The 19,099-nt window shown below is 66.4% G+C and carries 16 protein-coding genes and 1 pseudogene; 16 read left to right on the top strand and 1 reads right to left on the bottom strand.

The features are described from left to right. Positions 1–23: 23 nt before the first annotated feature. The 14 genes from CF68_RS06270 (at position 24) to CF68_RS06205 (ending at position 17,532) form a co-directional block, all read left to right on the top strand. Positions 24–929: a MurR/RpiR family transcriptional regulator gene (locus CF68_RS06270; RefSeq protein WP_035816814.1), complete on the top strand. Its 906-nt coding sequence runs from the start codon at positions 24–26 to the stop codon at positions 927–929. 2 nt (positions 930–931) lie between these two features. Then, the gene (locus tag CF68_RS06265; protein WP_035816812.1) at positions 932–2,404 is read left to right on the top strand and encodes an amidohydrolase family protein; all 1,473 of its coding nucleotides are present in this window, start codon (positions 932–934) and stop codon (positions 2,402–2,404) included. Between the two features lie 52 nt (positions 2,405–2,456). Then, positions 2,457–2,849 carry a RidA family protein gene (locus CF68_RS06260; protein WP_035816810.1) on the top strand — a complete coding sequence of 131 codons (393 nt, stop codon included), beginning with the start codon at positions 2,457–2,459 and terminating at the stop codon, positions 2,847–2,849. 111 nt (positions 2,850–2,960) lie between these two features. Further along, entirely contained in the window at positions 2,961–4,322 is a 1,362-nt protein-coding gene (locus CF68_RS06255; RefSeq protein ID WP_035816808.1) for a GntP family permease, read from the top strand. Between the two features lie 168 nt (positions 4,323–4,490). Continuing rightward, on the top strand, positions 4,491–5,399 hold the full coding sequence (locus tag CF68_RS06250) for an aldo/keto reductase (RefSeq protein WP_013952843.1): 909 nt from the start codon (positions 4,491–4,493) through the stop codon (positions 5,397–5,399). Between the two features lie 12 nt (positions 5,400–5,411). After that, a complete protein-coding gene (locus CF68_RS06245) occupies positions 5,412–6,779 on the top strand; it encodes an NTP/NDP exchange transporter (protein WP_051591426.1) in 1,368 nt (455 codons plus the stop codon). A gap of 150 nt (positions 6,780–6,929) precedes the next feature. Further along, positions 6,930–8,393 carry an MFS transporter gene (locus CF68_RS06240; RefSeq protein ID WP_013952841.1) on the top strand — a complete coding sequence of 488 codons (1,464 nt, stop codon included), beginning with the start codon at positions 6,930–6,932 and terminating at the stop codon, positions 8,391–8,393. After that, the gene (locus CF68_RS06235; protein ID WP_035816806.1) at positions 8,390–9,913 is read left to right on the top strand and encodes an FGGY family carbohydrate kinase; all 1,524 of its coding nucleotides are present in this window, start codon (positions 8,390–8,392) and stop codon (positions 9,911–9,913) included. Before CF68_RS06240 ends, CF68_RS06235 begins: the two co-directional genes overlap by 4 nt. Before the next feature lie 18 nt (positions 9,914–9,931). Then, positions 9,932–11,611: a glycerol-3-phosphate dehydrogenase/oxidase gene (locus CF68_RS06230; RefSeq protein WP_035816804.1), complete on the top strand. Its 1,680-nt coding sequence runs from the start codon at positions 9,932–9,934 to the stop codon at positions 11,609–11,611. Next, positions 11,608–13,158, top strand: a complete 1,551-nt coding sequence (locus tag CF68_RS06225) for an FAD-binding oxidoreductase (RefSeq protein WP_035816803.1) — start codon at positions 11,608–11,610, stop codon at positions 13,156–13,158. Before CF68_RS06230 ends, CF68_RS06225 begins: the two co-directional genes overlap by 4 nt. Before the next feature lie 5 nt (positions 13,159–13,163). Further along, positions 13,164–13,748, top strand: coding sequence for a glycerol-3-phosphate responsive antiterminator (locus CF68_RS06220; protein ID WP_013952837.1), 585 nt, complete (start codon positions 13,164–13,166; stop codon positions 13,746–13,748). A gap of 179 nt (positions 13,749–13,927) precedes the next feature. Next, entirely contained in the window at positions 13,928–15,034 is a 1,107-nt protein-coding gene (locus CF68_RS06215) for an S-(hydroxymethyl)glutathione dehydrogenase/class III alcohol dehydrogenase (RefSeq protein ID WP_013952836.1), read from the top strand. Positions 15,035–15,047: 13 nt separating this feature from the next. Beyond that, entirely contained in the window at positions 15,048–15,890 is an 843-nt protein-coding gene (gene fghA / locus CF68_RS06210; protein WP_013952835.1) for an S-formylglutathione hydrolase, read from the top strand. A gap of 430 nt (positions 15,891–16,320) precedes the next feature. Continuing rightward, on the top strand, positions 16,321–17,532 hold the full coding sequence (locus CF68_RS06205) for a GGDEF domain-containing protein (RefSeq protein ID WP_035816802.1): 1,212 nt from the start codon (positions 16,321–16,323) through the stop codon (positions 17,530–17,532). Positions 17,533–17,780: 248 nt separating this feature from the next. On the opposite strand, the gene CF68_RS36020 is transcribed toward CF68_RS06205, so the two are convergent. After that, positions 17,781–18,083 carry a helix-turn-helix domain-containing protein gene (locus CF68_RS36020; RefSeq protein ID WP_084187098.1) on the bottom strand — a complete coding sequence of 101 codons (303 nt, stop codon included), beginning with the start codon at positions 18,081–18,083 and terminating at the stop codon, positions 17,781–17,783. Between the two features lie 194 nt (positions 18,084–18,277). Here CF68_RS36020 and CF68_RS06200 point away from each other — a divergent pair, with 194 nt between their 5' ends. Together CF68_RS06200 and CF68_RS06195 are read left to right on the top strand one after the other, a co-directional pair. Further along, positions 18,278–18,628, top strand: coding sequence for a DUF2958 domain-containing protein (locus CF68_RS06200; RefSeq protein ID WP_035816801.1), 351 nt, complete (start codon positions 18,278–18,280; stop codon positions 18,626–18,628). Between the two features lie 264 nt (positions 18,629–18,892). Next, positions 18,893–19,099: pseudogene (locus CF68_RS06195) on the top strand (MFS transporter); the annotation flags it as partial.

Genomic DNA, 19,099 nt, shown 5'->3' with positions numbered 1-19,099 from the left:
TCTTTCGACCAGACCTGCCACTCATGACCGCGCCCTTCGACATCCTGACCCGCATCGCCGAGCGCGGCCCCGCGCTGCGCCTGGCCGAGCAAAAGGTGGCGCAGGTGGTGCTGGAAGACCTGGCCGGCGCGGCCGCCGCCAGCATCAATGAACTGGCGCGCAAGGCCGGCGTCAGCGAGGCCAGCGTGACGCGCTTTGCCAAGGCCATCGGCTGCCGCGACGTGCGCGACCTGAAGCTGCGCCTGGCCCAGGCCACCGCGGTGGGTGCGCGCTTCCTGCAGCCCGGCAGCGTTCCCGCCGGTGAAGCCACCCCGGCCACGCTGGCCGACAGCATCCACGCCGACATCCTCACCGCGCTGGAAGTCAACCGCGGCATGATGGATGCGCAGCGCATCGAACAGGCCGCGCGCCTGTTGCTTGGCGCACGCATGGTCTACGCTTTTGGCATGGGCGGCGCCTCGTCGTTCATGGCCGACGAGGCGCGCCATCGCCTGGCGCGCCTGGGCCAGCCGGTGGCGAGCTACCAGGACGCCCTGCTGCAGAAGATGGTGGCGGCCACGCTGGGCCGCGACGACGTGGTGCTGGCCTTCTCGGCCAGCGGCCGCGTGCCGGAGATGCTGGCCAGCTGCGATATCGCGCGCGAGTACGGTGCCCGCCTGGTGGCCGTGACCGCGCTGGGCTCGCCGCTGGCCGCGCGTGCCGACGTGCTGCTGCCGGTGCGCACGCTGGAGACGGATTTCATTTTCAAGCCGTCGGCTTCGCGCTACGCCATGCTGATGGTGCTGGACGTGCTGGCCACGCAATGCGCGCTGTTGCAGCCGGACCAGAGCAAAGAGCGACTGCGCCGGCTCAAGTACGTGCTGGACACCCACCGCGGTGAAAGCGGCCCCGCCAGGGGCCCCGACAGCCGCCAGCCGCTGGGAGACTGACCATGCCACACCTGTTCGATACCCTGATTCGCTGCGTTACCCTGATCGACGGCTCCGGCGCCGCCGCGCGCCTGGCCGACGTGGCCCTGCGCGACGGCCGCATCGCCCGCATCGATGAAGCCGGCGCGATCGATCCCGACGCCGCCTCGCATGTAGTCGAAGGCGACGGCCTGGTCCTTGCACCGGGCTTTATCGACGTGCATACGCACGACGATACCAACGTGGTGCGCCAGCCCGAGATGACGCCCAAGCTGTCGCAGGGCGTGACCACGGTGGTGGTCGGCAACTGCGGCATCAGCGCCGCGCCGGTGACGCTGGCGGGCGAGCCGCCCGACCCGATGAACCTGCTCGGCCATGCCGACGCCTTCCGCTACCCGGATTTCAAAAGCTACGTCGATGCGGTGGAAGCCGCGCAGCCTGCGGTCAACGTTGCCGCGCTGGTCGGCCATACCGCGCTGCGCAGCAACCATATGGACCGCTTTGACCGCGCCGCCACGCCGGAAGAAATCGCAGCAATGCGAGCACAGCTGGAAGAAGCGCTGCAGCACGGCGCGCTGGGCCTGTCCACAGGCCTGGCCTACGCCAATGCCTTCAGCGCGCCGACCGATGAGGTGCTGGCGCTGGCCGAACCGCTGGCCAAGGCCGGCGCGCTCTACGCCACCCACCTGCGCAGCGAGTTTGCCGAGATCCTCGACGCCATGGACGAGGCCTTCCGCATCGGCCGCCATGCGCGCGTGCCGGTGGTGATCTCGCACCTGAAATGCGCGGGCGTGGCCAACTGGGGCCGCAGCACCGAGGTGCTGGACGCGCTCGACGGCGCGCAGCGCTGGCAGCCGGTGGGCTGCGACTGCTACCCCTACACCGCCAGTTCCTCCACGCTGGACCTGAAGCAGGTCACCAGCGACTTCGACATCATGGTGACCTGGTCCGAAGGCGCGCCCGAAATGGGCGGCCGCCTGCTGGCCGATATCGCCGCCGAATGGCAGGTCGACCTGCACGAAGCCGCGCGCCGGCTGATGCCCGCGGGCGCGGTCTACCACTGCATGGAAGACGCCGACGTCGACCGCATCCTGAGCCATCCGGCCACGGTGGTCGGCTCGGACGGTCTGCCCAACGACCCGCTGCCGCATCCTCGCCTGTGGGGCGCCTTCCCGCGCGTGCTGGGCCATTACGCCCGCGACCGCGAGCTGTTCCCGCTGACGGTGGCCGTCAACAAGATGACCGGCATGTCCGCCGAGCGCTTCGGGCTGCAGGAGCGCGGCTTCGTGCGCGAAGGCTACTGGGCCGACCTGGTGCTGTTCGACGCCACCACCATCCGCGATGCGGCCAGCTTTACCGATCCCATGCAACCGGCCGAGGGCATTGCCGCGGTCTGGGTCAACGGCGAGCTGTCATGGCAGCAGCGCCAGACCACCGGCGTGCGCGCCGGCCGGTTCCTGCCGCGAGGCTCGCGGCCTGAGTCCGGCGCCGCCTGACCGGCGCGCTGCCCTCCTTCCTTCCCATATCCAACACATCCCAGGAGTACCCATGGACATCAAACGATTCGGCGTCGAAGGCGGCACCGGTACCGGCGGCCAGCACATGCCCTTTGCCCGCGCGGTCGCGGCCGACGGCTGGCTCTACGTCTCCGGCCAGGTGCCGATGGTCAACGGCGAGGTCATCGACGGCGGCATCGTGCCCCAGACCCACCAGGCAATCAAGAACGTGCTGGCCATCCTGACCGAGGCCGGCTACGGCCCCGAGCACGTCGTGCGTTGCGGCGTCTGGCTGGACGACACGCGCGACTTCGCCTCGTTCAACAAGATCTTCAAGGAGTACTTCGGCGCCAACCCGCCCGCGCGCGCCTGCGTGCAGTCGAGCATGGTGGTGGACTGCAAGGTCGAAGTGGACTGCATCGCCTACAAGAAGCCGGCGGCCTGAGCCTGCTGCCTGCGGATTGTGTACTCCCCTCCCCCAACCGCGGAAGAGGGGAAAAACTAAAAACTAACCCCTGCCGCCACAAGCGGCCTTTTTTCCACACAAGGAGACAACATGGGTCCCGTCACCGGAACCACGCTCTTGGTGTATGCGCTGATCGCAGTGATCGCACTGGTGGTGCTGATCGCGCGCTTCAAGCTCAACCCCTTCATTACCCTGGTGGTCGTATCGGTGCTGCTCGGCTTTGCCGTGGGCATGCCGATGGGCGACATCGTCAAGTCCTTTGAAGCCGGTGTCGGCGGCACGCTGGGCCATATCGCGCTGGTGGTGGGCCTTGGCACCATGCTCGGCAAGATGATGGCCGAATCCGGCGGCGCAGAGCGTATCGCGAACACACTGATCGATTTCTTCGGCGCGAAGAACGTGCATTGGGCGATGGCCACCATCGCCTTTATCGTTGGCCTGCCGGTGTTCTTTGAAGTGGGCTTCGTGCTGCTGGTGCCGATCGCCTTCAACGTGGCCAAGCGCACCGGCACGTCGATGGTGCTGGTCGGCATCCCGATGGTGGCCGGCCTGTCCGTGGTGCACGGCCTGATCCCGCCGCACCCGGCCGCGCTGCTGGCGGTGACCGCCTATGGCGCTGACATCGGCAAGACCATCATGTACGCGCTGATCGTGGGCATTCCCACGGCAGCCCTCGCCGGCCCGCTGTTCGCCAAGCTGATGGACCGCTACGTCAAGCTGCCCGAGGTCAACCCGCTGGCGGACCAGTTCACCGAAGAGGATGAGCGCGTCAAGGCATCGCACGAGTTGCCGGGCTTCGGCATCACGGTGTTCACCATCCTGCTGCCCGTGATCCTGATGCTGATCGGCAGCTGGGCCGACCTGTTCACCACGCCCAAGACCTTTGCCAACGACTTCCTGAAACTGATCGGCAACTCGGTGATGGCGCTGCTGATTGCCGCGCTGATGAGCTTCTACACCTTCGGCAAGGCGCGCGGCTTCAACCGCGAGACCATCCTCAAGTTCACCAACGAGTGCGTGGCGCCCACCGCCATCATCACGCTGGTGGTCGGCGCCGGCGGCGGCTTTGGCCGCATCCTGCGCGACTCCGGTATCTCCAACGCCATCGTCGACGTCGCCACCGGCGCCAACGTGTCGGTGCTGGTGCTGGGTTGGCTAGTGGCGGTGATGATCCGCATCGCCACGGGCTCGGCCACGGTGGCCATGACCACCGCCGCGGGCATCGTCGCGCCGATCGCCGCCAGCGTGCCGGGCACCCGCCCGGAACTGCTGGTGCTGACCACCGGCGCCGGCTCGCTGATCCTGTCGCACGTGAACGACGGCGGCTTCTGGCTGGTCAAGGAGTACTTCAACATGACCGTGACCCAGACCTTCCAGACCTGGTCGGTGTGCGAGACCATCATCTCGGTGGTGGCGCTGCTGCTGACGCTGGGCCTGGCCACGGTGATCTGACGCCCTGGGGCGGCGGCCTTGCCGGTGGCGGCAAGACCGCACTCCAGGCCAGGCTTTGGCGGGATCAGAACGGGTGACGTGGCGAAAAAGTGCATTGAAGCAACGGTTTACAAGCCCCCGGACAGCTACTAAGGTCAACCAGTGTGTGACCTGCCGCGAACCGTCCCAATGCCACTAGATCGCCGCTCCTTCCTGGCCCTGGCCGCCGGCCTCGCCGCCTGCGCCGCCCTGCCCGCCGGCGCTGCCACCGTAGCCGTGCCAATGCGCCGCAACATCCCGGGCACCACCGAAGCCCTGCCCGTGATCGGCATGGGCACCGCCGACACCTTCAACGTCGGCACCGGCGCCGATGAACGCAAGCCGCTGGCGGAGGTGATGGGCCTGCTTCTGCAGAGCGAAGGCTCAGTCGTCGATACCGCGCCCAGCTACGGCAGCGCCGAAGCCGTGACCGGCGACCTGCTGCGCGCGGCCAATGCCCGCAGCCGGGTGTTCCTGGCCACCAAGATCTCGGCCAAGTCCGGCGCGCCCGCGCAGGCGCAATGGGCGCACTCGCTGGCCGACCTGCACGTGGACAAGATCGACCTGCTGCAGATACACAACCTGATCGACTGGCAGGCCAACCTGCGCTGGCTGCGCGAGTTGAAGGAACAGGGCCGCATTCGCTACCTGGGCATCACCCATTACCGCGAGGACGCGCACGAGGCGCTGGAGAAGATCGTGCGCAGCGAGCGCGTGGACTTTGTCCAGATCAACTACTCCGTGGCCGAGCGCAATGCCGAGCGTACGCTGCTGCCGCTGTGCGAAGCGCGTGGGGTGGCGGTGCTGGTCAACCGGCCATTCCAGGACGGGCGCCTCTTTCGCGTCGTCAAGGACCGCCCGCTGCCACCGTGGGCCGGCGATATCGACTGCGGCTCGTGGGGCCAGTTGTTCCTGAAGTTCATCGTCAGCCATCCCGCCGTGACCGCGGCGATCCCGGCCACCTCCAAGCCGCGCAACATGGCCGACAACCTTGGGGCCGGACTGGGCCGCATGCCCGATCCCGGCCAGCGCGAGCGCATCGCCGCGCTGCTGCGCTGAGCCGTATCGATCGTGGACGATCCCGCGCGCGACCCGCCTGCCGGTGGCCTGGCCCGGCTGCGGCGCGGTTTCGGCATCCACCCCGGCGAGACCGGCGCCGTGGTGGCCGGCTTCCTGTTTTTCTTCTGCCTGTTCGCCAGCTATTTCATGCTGCGGCCAGTGCGCGAGACCATGGGCATTGCCGGCGGCGTGAAGAACCTGCAGTGGCTGTTCACCGCCACCTTTGTCGTGATGCTGGCCGCGATTCCGCTGTACGGCGCGATCTGCGCCTGGCTGCCGCGGCGCCGCTTCGTGCCCTGGGTGTACGCCTTCTTTATCGCCAACCTGCTGGGCTTTGCCCTGGCCACTCGCGCCCTGCCTGACAACGTCTGGCTGGCGCGCGTGTTCTACGTCTGGCTGTCGGTGTTCAACCTGTTCGTGGTGTCGGTGGCATGGAGCCTGATGGCCGATGTGTTCCGCCCCGAGCAGGCGCGCCGTCTGTTCGCACTGCTGGCCGCCGGCGCCAGCGCGGGCGGGCTGGTCGGGCCCGTGCTGGGCGGCTGGTTGGTGCCGCGGATCGGCCTGACCGGACTGATGCTGCTGTCGGCCGCGCTGCTGGCCGCCACGCTGCCCGGCGTGGGCTGGCTGTTCGGCTGGCGCCGCCGCGCCGGCGCGGGCGTGGTGCAGCCGGGCGAAGCCCCGGCCGGCGCGGCGCAGGATCCGGCCACCCCCATTGGCGGCGGGCTGCTGGCCGGGCTGTCGCTGCTGCTGCGCTCGCGCTACCTGCTCGGCATCGGCCTGTTCGTGATCCTGCTGGCCACGGCCAGTACCTTCCTGTATTTCGAGCAGGCGCGGCTGGTGGCCGAGGCCTTCCCGGAACGCACCCGCCAGACCCAGGTCTTCAGCGCGCTGGATGCTGCCGTGCAGGCGCTGACCATCCTGGTCCAGCTCTTCTTCACCGGCCGCATGGCGCGCCGCTATGGCGTCTCAGTACTGCTGACCGCGGTGCCGCTGGCGGTGGCCTGCGGCTTTCTCGTACTGGCGCTGTTGCCGACCTTCGGCGTGCTGGCCGGCGTGATGATCCTGCGCCGTGTCGGCGAATACGCGCTGCTGCGCCCCGGGCGCGAGATGCTGTTCACCGTGGTCAATCCCGAGACCAAGTACAAGGCCAAGAACGTGATCGACACCGCCGTCTACCGTGCGGGCGATGCAGTCAGTGCGTGGGTCAAGACGGGGATCGATGCGCTGTCGGGCCATCCCGCCACGGTGGCGCTGGCTGGCGCGGTGCTGGCGCTGGCGTGGGCGGGACTGGGGTGGTGGCTGGGGCGGCGGCATGAGGGGCAGCTGGGCCCGCCGGATGCCAGTCTGCGCCGTGCCGTGGGGAATACCGCTGCACGCTAGTGCTCAGGACAAGGGTTTTCCCGGTTGACGCTGTGTCTGCGAAGCCATACATTGGCCACGCAGATCTAGATAAGAGACCATCTGTAAGATGGTCTCTTCGCGCCTTGCAGTCGCTGCGGCCTCTTACAGAACAAATAAGAGGAGACCGCCGTGCAACGCTCTGCCATCAAAATTCGTGGCATCGATGATGTCATTGCCTACATAGATTCCTGCCCAGGCATTCGCGGCAGGGCCGGTGTCATCTGGTGGCTCGCACTCGGCGGGCTATTCCTTGATGCGTTTTCCAATTCTGCGCTGAGCGCCGGCCTCGGGCCGATGACGCGCAACCTTCAACTCGCGCCCGCAAAGGTCGCCCTGTTGACCTCGTTTGCCTCCTGGGTGGCCATTGCCTTCAACCCTATCGGCGGCTGGATGGCCGACCGCTGGGGCCGCGTCCGCCCGCTGATTCTCGCCAAGGTCCTGGCTGTGGTCGGCGCATTGCTGGTGGTGTTTGCCCCCGGCTTCGAGGTGATCCTGGCCGGGCGCTTCTTTGTCGGTGCGGCCTACGGCATCGACTTTGCCATCGCCATGGCGGTGCTGGCGGAGTTCACGCCGGTGAAGCTCAAGAGTCGGCTGAACACGTGGCAAGGCATGTGGTACACGGCCGTCTGCTCCAACTTGCTGCTGGCACTGCTGTTCTACTCCTGGGACGTTGGCGATACGATCTGGCGCTACTCAGTGGCAGCCACCGCGGTCTTTGGCGTGATCATCCTGCTGCTGCAAGGCTTGTTCCTGGTGGAAAGCCCGATCTGGCTGGCACGCAAGGAATGGCTCGATGCCGCCGCGCATGCCATGACGCGCATCTACGGACGTGAGTTCGTTGCCGCCCCGCCCGCGGAACGCATCCCCGTCCTCAACCAGGCGCGCCGCGGCCTGGCCAATGTGCTGTTGATCTTCCGCGGCGTCTACCTGCCGCGCACCATCCTGGCGGCCACCGTGCAGATCGGGCAGTCGATCCAGTACTTCGCGATCGGCTGGTACCTGCCGCTGATCAGTGCGGCCCTGTTCGGCAAGGACTTTGTCTACGCGACGATCGGCGCGCTGGTCTTCAACGTCTGCGGCATCTTTGGCGGCTTCCTCTCGCCCTTTATAGGCCGGAAGCTGGGCCTGCGCCGCGCCTCGGCATTCGGCTTTGCGGCGGTATTCGCCATGCTGCTGATCCTGGGCCTGTTTAACGGCAAGATGCCGATGTGGATGGCAGTGGTCGTTCCGTCGCTGTTCATCCTGTTCCACTCGGGCGGGCCCGGCGCAAACGGCAAGAGCCTGTCGTCACTGTCTTTCCGCAGCGAACTGCGCGCGGGCGCCAACGGCATCATCGGCGCGCTCGGTGCCATAGGCGCTGCACTGGGCCTGCTGGTCTTCCCGCTGTTCCGCGCACAGTATGGGCTGGAGACCACCTTCCTGATTCTCTCCGTGGTCCCGCTGCTGGCAAGCATCATCTGCTTTGCGATCCGCTGGGACCCGACCCGCACCACCATCAACCCCGACAATGAAGCCGACGCCCCGCAGTTCAAGGGCGATGTGCCGGACGCTCCGGGCTTCATGAATCCCGCGATTGAAAAGGCCCGCCCATGACCCAGCGCAGAAATGTCATCCTTGCGATCGATGAGGGCACCTCAGGCACGCGGGCAGCGGTGGTGGCCGCCGACGGTCATGTCATGTGCCTCGAGTACACCACGCTTGAGGTCCGATCCCCCTGCCCTGGCGTGGTCGAACAGGACGCCAACGTCTTGCTCGACAAAACCCTGGCGGTTTGCCGCGCCACCCTGGCGCAGGCTGCTCGCGAAAACCTGACTGTCACCGCCCTCGCCATCGCCACCCAGCGCGCCACCGCGGTACTGTGGGACACGCAGACCGGACGTGCGCTGGTACCCGCCATGGTGTGGCAGGACACGCGGTACGCGGCCGATCTTGACCAGCTCGCGCCGGCATGGGACGCAAATCTGCGCAAAACGGTCGGCCGCCCCACCGGTGTACGCTCGCCATACCTGTGGGCAGCGCGGCACCTGCGCGACACGCCGGCTGTGGCTGACGCCTTCAGTGCGCGCCGGCTCGCCTTCGGCACCATCGACAGCTGGCTGCTCTGGCACCTGTCGACGGCACGCGCATGCATCACCACGCCGACCAACGCCACCTCCTGCAACGCCTACGTGCTGACCGGGCATCGCTACCAGCTCGACTGGATCGACGCGCTTGGCTTTCCGCGTGAACTGCTGCCTGAGCTGCGCCAGGATGCGGACGACTTCGGCCGCACGCGGCCGGACGTGCTGGGTATCGACGTACCGATCCTGGCTTGTGCCGGGGACCAGCTCGCCGGCGCAATCGGCCTGGGATGTCTCGATGCCGGCCAGGCGATGTGCCTGCATGGCACCGGCAGCTTCGTCGATCTGGTAGTCGGCCCGAACCTTCCCGCACGCAGTGGCAAGTCGGACAGCACCCTGACCATGACCGCGCGCCGGCAGCTGGGCGTGTCGCACTTCTCCGTCGAAACCTTTGTCGCCACCACCGGCTCCGCGCTCAACTGGGTCTGCGACAAGCTCGGCTGGTTTCAGAACGCCAGGCAAATCAGTGCGCTGGCCAGCACTGTTGCGTCGTCACGGGGCGTGACCTTTATTCCCGCGCTGACAGGGCTGCGGGTCCCACGCATGCAGCCTGAAGCGCGCGCAGCATTGACCGGTATCTCGATGGCAACGACGCAGGCCGAGATGGCCTTTGCCATCCTCGAAGGCATTGCGCATTCGGTAACTTCATGCATCGAGGCAAACCGGGAGATCGCGGGCGTGCCGGTGTCGGAGCTCGTGGTTGGCGGCGGCTTGTCCGGCAGCGATGCGCTGCTGCAAATGCAGGCGGATCTCAGCGGAATTCCCATCCACCGCATGAAGGAGACCGACCGCGCCAGCCTGCGCGGCATCGCTTACCTTGCCGGCTCATCCGGCCTGCTTTGGGATTCCATGCAGCAGGCCCGTGCCACCACCACCCCGGACGCGGTATTCGAACCGGCGATCAGCGCCGATGAACGTGCCCAGCGGCGCGCGCGCTGGAATGCGCGGGTGGCATCCGAGCTCAACCATGCGGACGCGCTTGCGGTCCATTAATCAGGAGCAACAACAGACATGGTGATTTTTCCATCCCGCAGCGCTAACCGCGAGCGCGCCGCCATGACCAGCACCGAGCCGTTGCGGCTGGTGCGCCGGGACCTGCTTGACCGCCTGGAGACAGATGCATTCGACATCCTGGTGGTCGGTGGTGGTGTGACGGGCACCTACGCCGCGCTGGATGCCAGCTTGCGCGGCTATCGCGTGGCGCTGGTTGAAAAGTGCGACTTCGCCGCGGGGACTTCGTCCAAGTCATCCAAGATGGTGCACGGCGGCCTGCGCTATATCGAGCAGGGCAATCTCGGCCTGGTGCGCCATTCACTGCTGGAGCGCCAGCGCCTGCGCCGCAACGCGCGCCACCTGGTGCAACGGCTGCCGTTCCTGTTCCCGGTGATGGAGCGCAACGGCGTGTTCGACAAGCGCCTGGCCAAGGCCTTCGAGAGCCTGCTCTGGACCTACGACCTCGCCGGTGGCTGGCGCGAGGGAATCCTGCACCAGAAGCTGACCAAGGCCGAGGTGCTGTCCCACTGCCCGACCTTCAATGAGGAACATCTGACCGGCGGCTACCTGTACTTCGATGCGCGCGTCGACGATGCCCGCCTGACACTGAACATCGCGCGCACGGCAGCGTTCCATGGCGCGGCCGTGGTCAATCACGCGACCGTCGCCGAGATCACCCGCGACGGCCACGGCAAGGTGGATGGCGCCATTGTCCACGCCGGCGAGCGCGAGATCCGCGTGCGCGCAGGCGTGGTCATCATGGCTACCGGCGTCTGGCTGCGCGACTGGACCGGACGCAGGAAGGGCGAGGCCAGGACCCTGCACATTCGCCCCGCCAAGGGCGTCCACGTTGCCATCCCGTGGCTGAAGATCCGCAATGACTGCACGGTGACGATCCCGGTGCCCGGGCGCAGCCGCCGGGCAACCATCACGCGGTGGGGCAATGTGTCCTACCTTGGCACCACCGACGAAGACTATGTGGGCGACCTCGACAATGTCATGTGCACCCGGCAGGAACTCGACTTCCTGCTGGAGGGCGCGCGCTCGGCACTAAAGACCGACCTGACGCCGGAAGACGTGGTGGGCAGCATCGCGGGGTGTCGCCCGCTGGTGGCGCCGCCCGGCGGCAAGACCCTGGAAATCAAGCGCAATCACGAGATTCATACCGCGGACGACGGTCTGGTGACCATCGTCGGCGGCAAGCTCACGACCTCGCGGCACATGGCCGAGCAAACCATCGATGCAGCGCAGAAGGTCATCGGCAAGCGCAGCAAGTGCCTGACCAAAGCGGCCTATCTGCTCGGGGCGGCTGGCTATGACGCGCAGGCCATCGTCGCATCCGGCGGCATGTCCGCGCACCTGGGCGAGCGCTACGGCACAGAGGCGCGCTTTGTCAGCGACATCCTGCAGGCGGACGCCACCCTGGCTAGGCCGATCGTCGAAGGCCTGCCCTATACCGAGGCCGAAATCGTCTACGCCGTGCGCCATGAACTGGCCGGCACGGTTGACGACGTCTTGTCACGACGCATCCGCGCCCGCCTGATGGCGCGCGATGCCTCCGCCCGGGCCGCAGCGCGGGTGGGCCAGATCCTCCAGGCCGAACTCGGATTGTCCGAGGCGGCCGTGGCGCGGCAGGTCAGCGAATACCTGGCCGCCGTCGCCCTCGAAAAATCCGTCCTCATGGGAGACTCAGCATGATCAGCAAGGAAGCCATCAAGCGCGGCTACAACCGCGGCAACTACGTCGTCGGCGCCCACACGCCGCCGGGCTATGCGGCAAACATCCAAGACACCCCGGATGCGCCGGGCCTGCAACGTGACACCATTTCCGTCTGCGCGGCCGATCTCGCGGCCCTGCGCAAAGTGGCCGACGAGGTCTTGACCGATACCGCCGATGTCGTGGCGTGGACCCGCGACTGGTGGGCCGGATCGATGATCACAGAGACCGCAGGCAAGCCCGCCACGCCGCGCGGGGTCATCGTACGCGCTTCCACCGTGGAACAGGTGCAGGCAGTCATGCGCATTGCCAGCGCCAGTGCCATTCCGGTCACCGTATCGGCCGGCCGCAGCAACGTGACGGGCGCCGCCCTGCCCGTGCGCGGCGGAATCGTGCTGGACGTGTGCGGCCTTAACAAGCTGGTCGGATTCGACAAGGACAGCCAGATCGTCGACGTGGAAGCCGGCATGTTCGGCGACATCTTCGAGGAGACCATGCAGAAGGAATTCGGCATGACGATGGGCCACTGGCCATCATCGTACGCGATCAGCACGGTCGGCGGATGGGCAGCCTGCCGCGGCGCCGGTCAGTTGTCCACGCGCTACGGCAAGATCGAGGACATGGTGTTTGGCATGGACGTGGTGCTGGCCGACGGCAGCCTGGTCACCGTAGGCGGCTACTCGCGCGCGGCATTGGGCCCGGATCTGCAGCAACTGTTCATCGGGTCCGAAGGCATGCTGGGCGTGATCGTGCGCGTGCGCCTCAAGCTGCACCGCCTGCCCGACTACGGGCGTGCCATCGCCTATGGCTTCAAGACCTTTGCCATTGGCCTGGACGCCTGCCGCGAGATCATGCAACGCGGGGCCAACCCCGCCGCGCTGCGGCTCTATGACAAACTGGAGAGCGGAGTGCAGTTCGGGCTGCCCGACACCAACGTCCTGCTGGTTGCCGACGAGGGCTCGCGCGAGATGGTCGATGCGGTGATGACGATCAGCGAGCGCGTGTGCCAGGAACGTGGTGACAAGCTGGACAGCGCGGCGATTTTCGAACGCTGGCTCGATACGCGCTACCTGACGGGCAAGAGCGCCGAGGGCTTCAAGCGCAGCCCCGGCTTTGTCGCCGACACGCTCGAAATGTCGGGACCGTGGCGCGACCTGGCTGCCATCTACACGGACGTTGTCAAGGCCATCAATGCCGTGCCGGGCACCCTCGCCGGCTCCGCGCATCAGTCGCACGCCTATGTGGACGGCGCCTGCCTGTACTTCTCGCTGCGCGGCGAGGTCGCGGTGGAGGACCGCCAGAAGTGGTATCACCAGGCATGGGATGCTGCCAATGCGGTGCTGATCCAATACAATGCGGCACTGAGCCACCACCACGGAATCGGACTGCTGCGCGCGCCATACATGGCCTCGTCGCTGGACACGGCATTCCCGCTGCTGGCGGCAGTCAAGCAGGCACTTGACCCGCAGAATATCCTGAACCCAGGCAAGCTGGGTCTCAGTGACGTGCTCACCAACGAACCGAAGTAACCAGCATGGACAGGTCCCTCGGTGCGCGCCTGACGCGACACCCCGTCATCGGCACACTCTACGGTGTTGACCAGATCGACGCCATCTTTGAAAGCGTGGCCGAAGTCTGCATCGTCGCCAACGTGGAGTTGCGCAAGCTGCAGCCCGTCATCGCCACGCTGGCCAGCGCTGGCAAGTACGTCATCGTCAATATCGACAGCTGCGAAGGCTTGTCGCAGGACAAGGGCGGGGTGGATTATCTGGCCGACATCGGGGTGACCAGTCTGGTTTCCACGCGCGTGGCAACGATCCAGCGGGCCAACCGCGCGGGCATGGTGACGATGCAGAAGGTCTTTGTGACCGACCGTTCCACCTGGCCGCGCAGCGTCAAGGCGCTCGAACAGAGCGACCCGAACCTGGTGCAGCTGATGCCGGCGCCGATGCTGTCGCACCTGCCCGAAGCGGACCGCAAGGCGCTGCCGCCGATCGTGACATCAGGCTTTGTCTGCAATCGGGATGATATCCGCAGCGCGCTCGCACATGGCGCTGTGGCCGTCTCCACCAGCGACCGCAAGCTCTGGAATCTGGAAGCGAGAGCGCTCAAGGCGTAAGAGTCCCGCCTGGCGCCGCCTGGGCAGTTTCGCTGAACGATGATCGGCCAAAACTGGCCTGCTGCGGCAGGAAGATCGTATAGTCATGTCCTCGGACCTGGCTTGCCCCCGCGCCGCGCCGGCCGTCGCCGCGCAGCCTGCAAGCCCCCCCCACATTCCTGATCCCGGAGGACTCCCCCATGAAAACCAAAGCCGCCATCGCCTGGAAAGCCGGTGCCCCGCTGACCATTGAAGACGTGGACCTGGACGGCCCGCGCGCCGGGGAAGTGCTGGTGGAAGTCAAGGCCACCGGTATCTGCCATACCGACTACTACACACTGTCTGGAGCCGACCCGGAAGGCATCTTCCCGGCGATCCTGGGCCACGAGGGCGCAGGCATCGTCACCGACGTCGGCCCTGGCGTCACCTCGCTCAAGCCTGGCGACCACGTGATCCCGCTGTACACGCCGGAATGCCGCCAGTGCAAGTTCTGCCTGTCGCGCAAGACCAACCTGTGCCAGGCAATCCGCGCCACCCAGGGCAAGGGCCTGATGCCGGACGGCACCTCGCGCTTCTCGATCGACGGCAAGCCGATCTTCCACTACATGGGCACCTCGACCTTCGCCAACCACATCGTGGTGCCGGAGATCGCGCTGGCCAAGATCCGCCCGGATGCGCCGTTCGACAAGGTCTGCTATATCGGCTGCGGCGTCACCACCGGCGTGGGCGCGGTGCTGTTCACCGCCAAGGTGGAAGCCGGCGCCAATGTGGTGGTGTTCGGCCTGGGCGGCATCGGCCTGAACGTGATCCAGGCGGCCAAGATGGTAGGCGCCGACAAGATCATCGGCGTAGACCTGAACCCTGGCCGCGAAGCCATGGCGCGCAAGTTCGGCATGACCCACTTCATCAACCCGAAGGACGTGGAGAACGTGGTCGACCACATCATCCAGCTGACCGACGGCGGTGCCGACTATTCGTTCGAATGCATCGGCAACACGCAGGTCATGCGCCAGGCGCTGGAGTGCTGCCACAAGGGCTGGGGCAAGTCGATCATCATCGGCGTGGCCGAGGCCGGCGCGGAGATCTCAACGCGCCCGTTCCAACTGGTGACGGGGCGCGAATGGAAGGGTTCGGCCTTCGGCGGCGCGCGCGGGCGCACTGACGTGCCGAAGATCGTCGACTGGTACATGGAAGGCAAGCTCAATATCGACGACCTGATCACGCATACGCTGCCGCTGGAGCGCATCAACGAGGGCTTCGACCTGATGAAGCGCGGCGAGTCGATCCGCTCCGTGGTGCTGTACTGAGGACGGCGCCGACATGGAACTGATCTCGCAACACGGCTGCTACGGAGGCGTGCAGCGCTTCTATCGCCATGACTCGGCGGCCATCGGGCTGCCGATGCGTTTCTCGGTCTACCTGCCGCCGCAGGCGCAGGGAGGCGGCAAGGTGCCGGTGCTGTTCTACCTGGCCGGCCTGACCTGCACCGAAGAAACCTTCATGATCAAGGCCGGTGCGCAGCGCTTTGCCGCCGAGCACGGCCTGATGCTGGTGGCGCCCGATACCAGCCCGCGCGGCGCGGGCCTGCCGGGCGAGGCCGATGCCTGGGACTTCGGCGTGGGTGCCGGGTTCTATGTCGATGCCACCGAGGCGCCGTGGCAGGAGTACTGGCGCATGGAAAGCTACGTGGCCGACGAGCTGTTCGGGCTGGTCACCACCGCGTTGCCGGGCGATGCCGGCCGTGTCGGCATCTTCGGGCATTCCATGGGCGGGCACGGCGCGCTGGTGCTGGCACAGCGCCATCCGCAGCGCTTCCGCTCGGTGTCGGCGTTTGCGCCGATCGCCGCGCCGTCACGCTGCCCGTGGGGGGAGAAGGCTTTTACCGGCTACCTGGGCAGCGACCGCGCCGCGTGGGCCGAATATGACGCCAGCGAGCTGATGGCACGCCAGCAGGGCGCGCCCTTCCCGGCCGGCATCCTGGTCGACCAGGGACTGGACGACCAGTTCCTGCAAAGCCAGCTGCATCCGGAAGCATTCGCGGCGGCCTGCCAGGCCGTCGGCCAGCCGCTGACGCTGCGCCGGCATAGCGGCTACGACCACGGCTACTACTTCATTACGACCTTTATCGCCGACCACATCCGGCATCACGCCGGACAGCTCTAGCGCCTGAGCGCTCAAACGCACCCACTGCCCCGCACCGCCCCCCAATCAGGGGATGCCCGGTGCCGGGCCCGACCCCATAATTGCTGCTCGACCGGCCCCAGAGCCGGAACAAGATGGGGTCACATCATGAACCACGTCGTCTCCCTCGGCGGCTATATCCTCGGCTGCCTGGCAGCGCTGCTGATCGCCGCGCGGTGGTTGTTGCGCAATGACCCGGCGCTGTGCGCCGACTAGCCGCGCGAAGCGCCACGACGAAGCGACTAGCCCAGGCGCCGCGGCAGCCCCGGCACAGGAGGCGGCCGCCTCACATGCCACGGACAGCGCGACGGCGCCCCCCCCCGGCGGCGCCCGCAGGGCCCGCTCGCCCCTTATCATTACGGGTCGCGCCGGTCCGGCGCATTCCAGCCACGCCGCCGCCAGCCCCTGTCCGATGTCCGTGCCGATCGCCCTGCTCACCATCACGACTGCCCTCAGCGCCATGATGCTGGCCATCGTGTGGTCGCTGCGCCGCTGCGAGCTGCCCGGCGTGGGCGAATGGTGCAATGCCAACCTGACCGCAACCGGAGCGTTGGTGCTGTTCTCGCTGCGCAGCATGATTCCGGATTTGTTGTCGGTCGGCGTTGCCAACGCCGCGCTGGCGTGGTCGCTGGCGCTGTTCTACGCCGGCAGCGTTCGCTTCTGCGGCGGCGTGCCGCCGTGGCGGCGGCTGCTGGCGGCAACGGCGGTGACAACTGCGGGCGTGATTGTCTGGCGCCATGCCGTCGACGTCTTCACCACGCGCGTCGTCATTGTCTCGGTCTTCCATGCGGTGCTGTGCGCGCTGGTCGGGCTAACCTTGCTGCGCCGCCGCCCGCGCGGACAATCGGCACGGTTCTTTATCACGACCGCCTGCTTCGCGCTGTTCTTCGCCACCGGCCATGCAGTGCGCGGCACACTGTCCGCGCTGCAGTGGCTGGGCAATCCCTACCTGCAGGAATCGATGCTGGTCAACACAGTTTTCCTGACCCTGGGCGCACTGGTGATGCCGGCGATGACCATGGGCGCGGTGCTGATGATCCATGACGCCATCGTGCGCCGGCTTGAAGCGGTCGCCAATACCGATACGCTGACGGGCGTGCTGTCGCGCAAGGCGTTCGAGGAAGGCGCCCAGCGCGAGCTGGCGCGCGCCGCCGGCGGCAATCCGGCCCCCGCGCTGCTGATCGTCGACATCGACCATTTCAAGTCGGTCAACGACACCTACGGCCACGCGGCCGGCGATGTCGTGCTGCAGGCGTTCGCAAGACTGGCGGCGGCGCAACTGCGGCCCGGCGACCTGCTGGGCCGCCTCGGCGGCGAAGAGTTCATGGTGCTGCTGCCCGCGACCGGCGAGGCGGGTGCCAGCGCGGTGGCGGAGCGCATCCGCGCCAGCGTGCAGCGCCAAGCTGTCACGACGGTCGCGTCGGACGGCAACAGCCACACCGTGCGCTATACCGTCAGCGGCGGTACCGCCGGCTGGCATCCGGGCCTGACGCTGGCGCAGCTGAGCGCGCGTGCCGATGCGGCGCTGTATCGCGCCAAGGTGGACGGGCGCAATCGTATCGCAGCGCATAGCGTACCAGACTTGGCCACGCAGACCGCACCAGAAGGCGCGCACACGCTCTGACTGCTAATAGCTACAGTCGCCCGCGGCGGTGATTGAGAACGACAACTACCTTCCGCTGTCATGCGTGACGCTCAGCGTCGGCGGTACCTCCGGATGCCGATGCTCCGGGCCTCAAGGCTAAAACAAGGCGCGCTCGCCCTCGGTGGCACACGCCCTTCGTCGCTGCACCGTGTTTGCCCGCGACCAGCACCCGCATGCCATGCTGGAACAGCAGGCTCGGTATCGCGGCGCAGCACGAAATATGATAATTAAGGCGCATTCTCGATTGCAAACGCAATCACAGCGGCTCGATGCTTCTTTGGAAGCCTATGAAATACAAGCAGCAACTCGGCTTCGTCGTCTGCTGACGCATAGAAATAGGACGTGGGCACCTTCAGCACGGCTGCTAACTTTTCTACAAGCAGCCAATCGGGTGTTCTTTTCCCGAGCTCGTACCGATTCATTCGCGTGCTGGCAGACATAGGGTCCAGCCCGGATTCAATCCCCAGCTTTTCTTGCGATAACCCGGCACGATGCCGCGCCTCCTTAAGTCGTTTCGCGAGTACTGACATTTCTGCCTTCTAGTTGGTGAAGACAGGAATCGTCCGGCGTTGTGCTGGTGCAAATACTACCGATTTGGTAGTATTCAAATTCTTTGGGATGACCAAGAGGGTGCGGGGCTTCATCTGATTACGGCAAGGCGGCAATTGCCGAGCCCAGTATCGCCTCGCTCCTCTGTGAAGTGAACCTTCCAGGAGGCAACGAAATGATCAAATCCCTGATCACCGTCGAACAACGCGCACAGCTGCTCGCAAACGGCCAAGCATACGCAGCCGGCCACGCTGGCGACCCGCGGCCCGTGGTGCGGCTGTTTACCCCTGACGCGCATGCGACATGGGTCTTGGCCGCGCTCGACCCGGCCGATGGTGACACCGCCTATGGTCTGTGCGACGTGGGTATCGGCATGCCCGAACTAGGCCATGTAAGGCTGTCCGACCTTGCATCCATCGTCGGGCCGCTCAAGAGGCCGATTCTCCGGGACCTGTACTTTAGGCCAACGCGACCGCTATCGGCGTATGCGCAGCTGGCGCAGCTCGACGGCTCGATTCCCGACTGACCGATCCGGTTGGTCCACTCCTGATGGCTGCCCAGGCAGCCCCTACGGCGCCCCATTAGTAGTTGCAGCGGGGGCTGCCGCTGTTCGCTCAGCGCAAACAACATGGAAAGACCGATGGCGTTGGCACCACTTGATGCCCTGGTGCTTCCATGCAGCGTGGCACATGCCTGATCGGCATCGCTCACGCGCAACCAATGGGGTCTTGGTCTCAAAAGGACCAGCCCTGACCGAAGTCCATTGATCACTACCTGACGAGGACCGAACGTGAATCCACAACAAGAACCGCATGTGAATCTCCTGAGCGTACCGGGCGGCGTCTTACCCGCACCGGCGCGCACGCTGGCTGCTCGCGACTACAAGACCTTGGGTCTTGCCGCCCTCGGCGGCACGCTCGAATTCTATGACTTCGTCATCTACGTCTTCTTCGTCACGGTACTGGGCGCGCTATTCTTCCCGCCCAACATGCCAGAT

Origin of the sequence: Cupriavidus sp. SK-4 (assembly GCF_000611125.1) — a bacterium.
GTDB classification, from domain to species: Bacteria; Pseudomonadota; Gammaproteobacteria; order Burkholderiales; family Burkholderiaceae; genus Cupriavidus; species Cupriavidus necator.
The sequence above is the reverse complement of the archived record's forward strand: the minus strand, read 5'-3'. Positions and strand labels throughout refer to the sequence as shown.

Excerpts from the sequence above, each read along its gene's own strand:
- CF68_RS06250 (WP_013952843.1), top strand. The coding sequence starts at position 4,491 with ATGCCACTAGATCGCCGCTCCTTCCTGGCCCTGGCCGCCGGCCTCGCC.
- CF68_RS06220 (WP_013952837.1), top strand. The coding sequence starts at position 13,164 with ATGGACAGGTCCCTCGGTGCGCGCCTGACGCGACACCCCGTCATCGGC.
- CF68_RS06215 (WP_013952836.1), top strand. The coding sequence starts at position 13,928 with ATGAAAACCAAAGCCGCCATCGCCTGGAAAGCCGGTGCCCCGCTGACC.
- CF68_RS06265 (WP_035816812.1), top strand. The coding sequence starts at position 932 with ATGCCACACCTGTTCGATACCCTGATTCGCTGCGTTACCCTGATCGAC.
- CF68_RS06255 (WP_035816808.1), top strand. The coding sequence starts at position 2,961 with ATGGGTCCCGTCACCGGAACCACGCTCTTGGTGTATGCGCTGATCGCA.
- CF68_RS06230 (WP_035816804.1), top strand. The coding sequence starts at position 9,932 with ATGGTGATTTTTCCATCCCGCAGCGCTAACCGCGAGCGCGCCGCCATG.
- CF68_RS36020 (WP_084187098.1), bottom strand. The coding sequence starts at position 18,083 with ATGTCAGTACTCGCGAAACGACTTAAGGAGGCGCGGCATCGTGCCGGG.
- CF68_RS06235 (WP_035816806.1), top strand. The coding sequence starts at position 8,390 with ATGACCCAGCGCAGAAATGTCATCCTTGCGATCGATGAGGGCACCTCA.
- CF68_RS06225 (WP_035816803.1), top strand. The coding sequence starts at position 11,608 with ATGATCAGCAAGGAAGCCATCAAGCGCGGCTACAACCGCGGCAACTAC.
- CF68_RS06205 (WP_035816802.1), top strand. The coding sequence starts at position 16,321 with ATGTCCGTGCCGATCGCCCTGCTCACCATCACGACTGCCCTCAGCGCC.
- CF68_RS06270 (WP_035816814.1), top strand. The coding sequence starts at position 24 with ATGACCGCGCCCTTCGACATCCTGACCCGCATCGCCGAGCGCGGCCCC.
- CF68_RS06200 (WP_035816801.1), top strand. The coding sequence starts at position 18,278 with ATGATCAAATCCCTGATCACCGTCGAACAACGCGCACAGCTGCTCGCA.
- fghA (WP_013952835.1), top strand. The coding sequence starts at position 15,048 with ATGGAACTGATCTCGCAACACGGCTGCTACGGAGGCGTGCAGCGCTTC.
- CF68_RS06260 (WP_035816810.1), top strand. The coding sequence starts at position 2,457 with ATGGACATCAAACGATTCGGCGTCGAAGGCGGCACCGGTACCGGCGGC.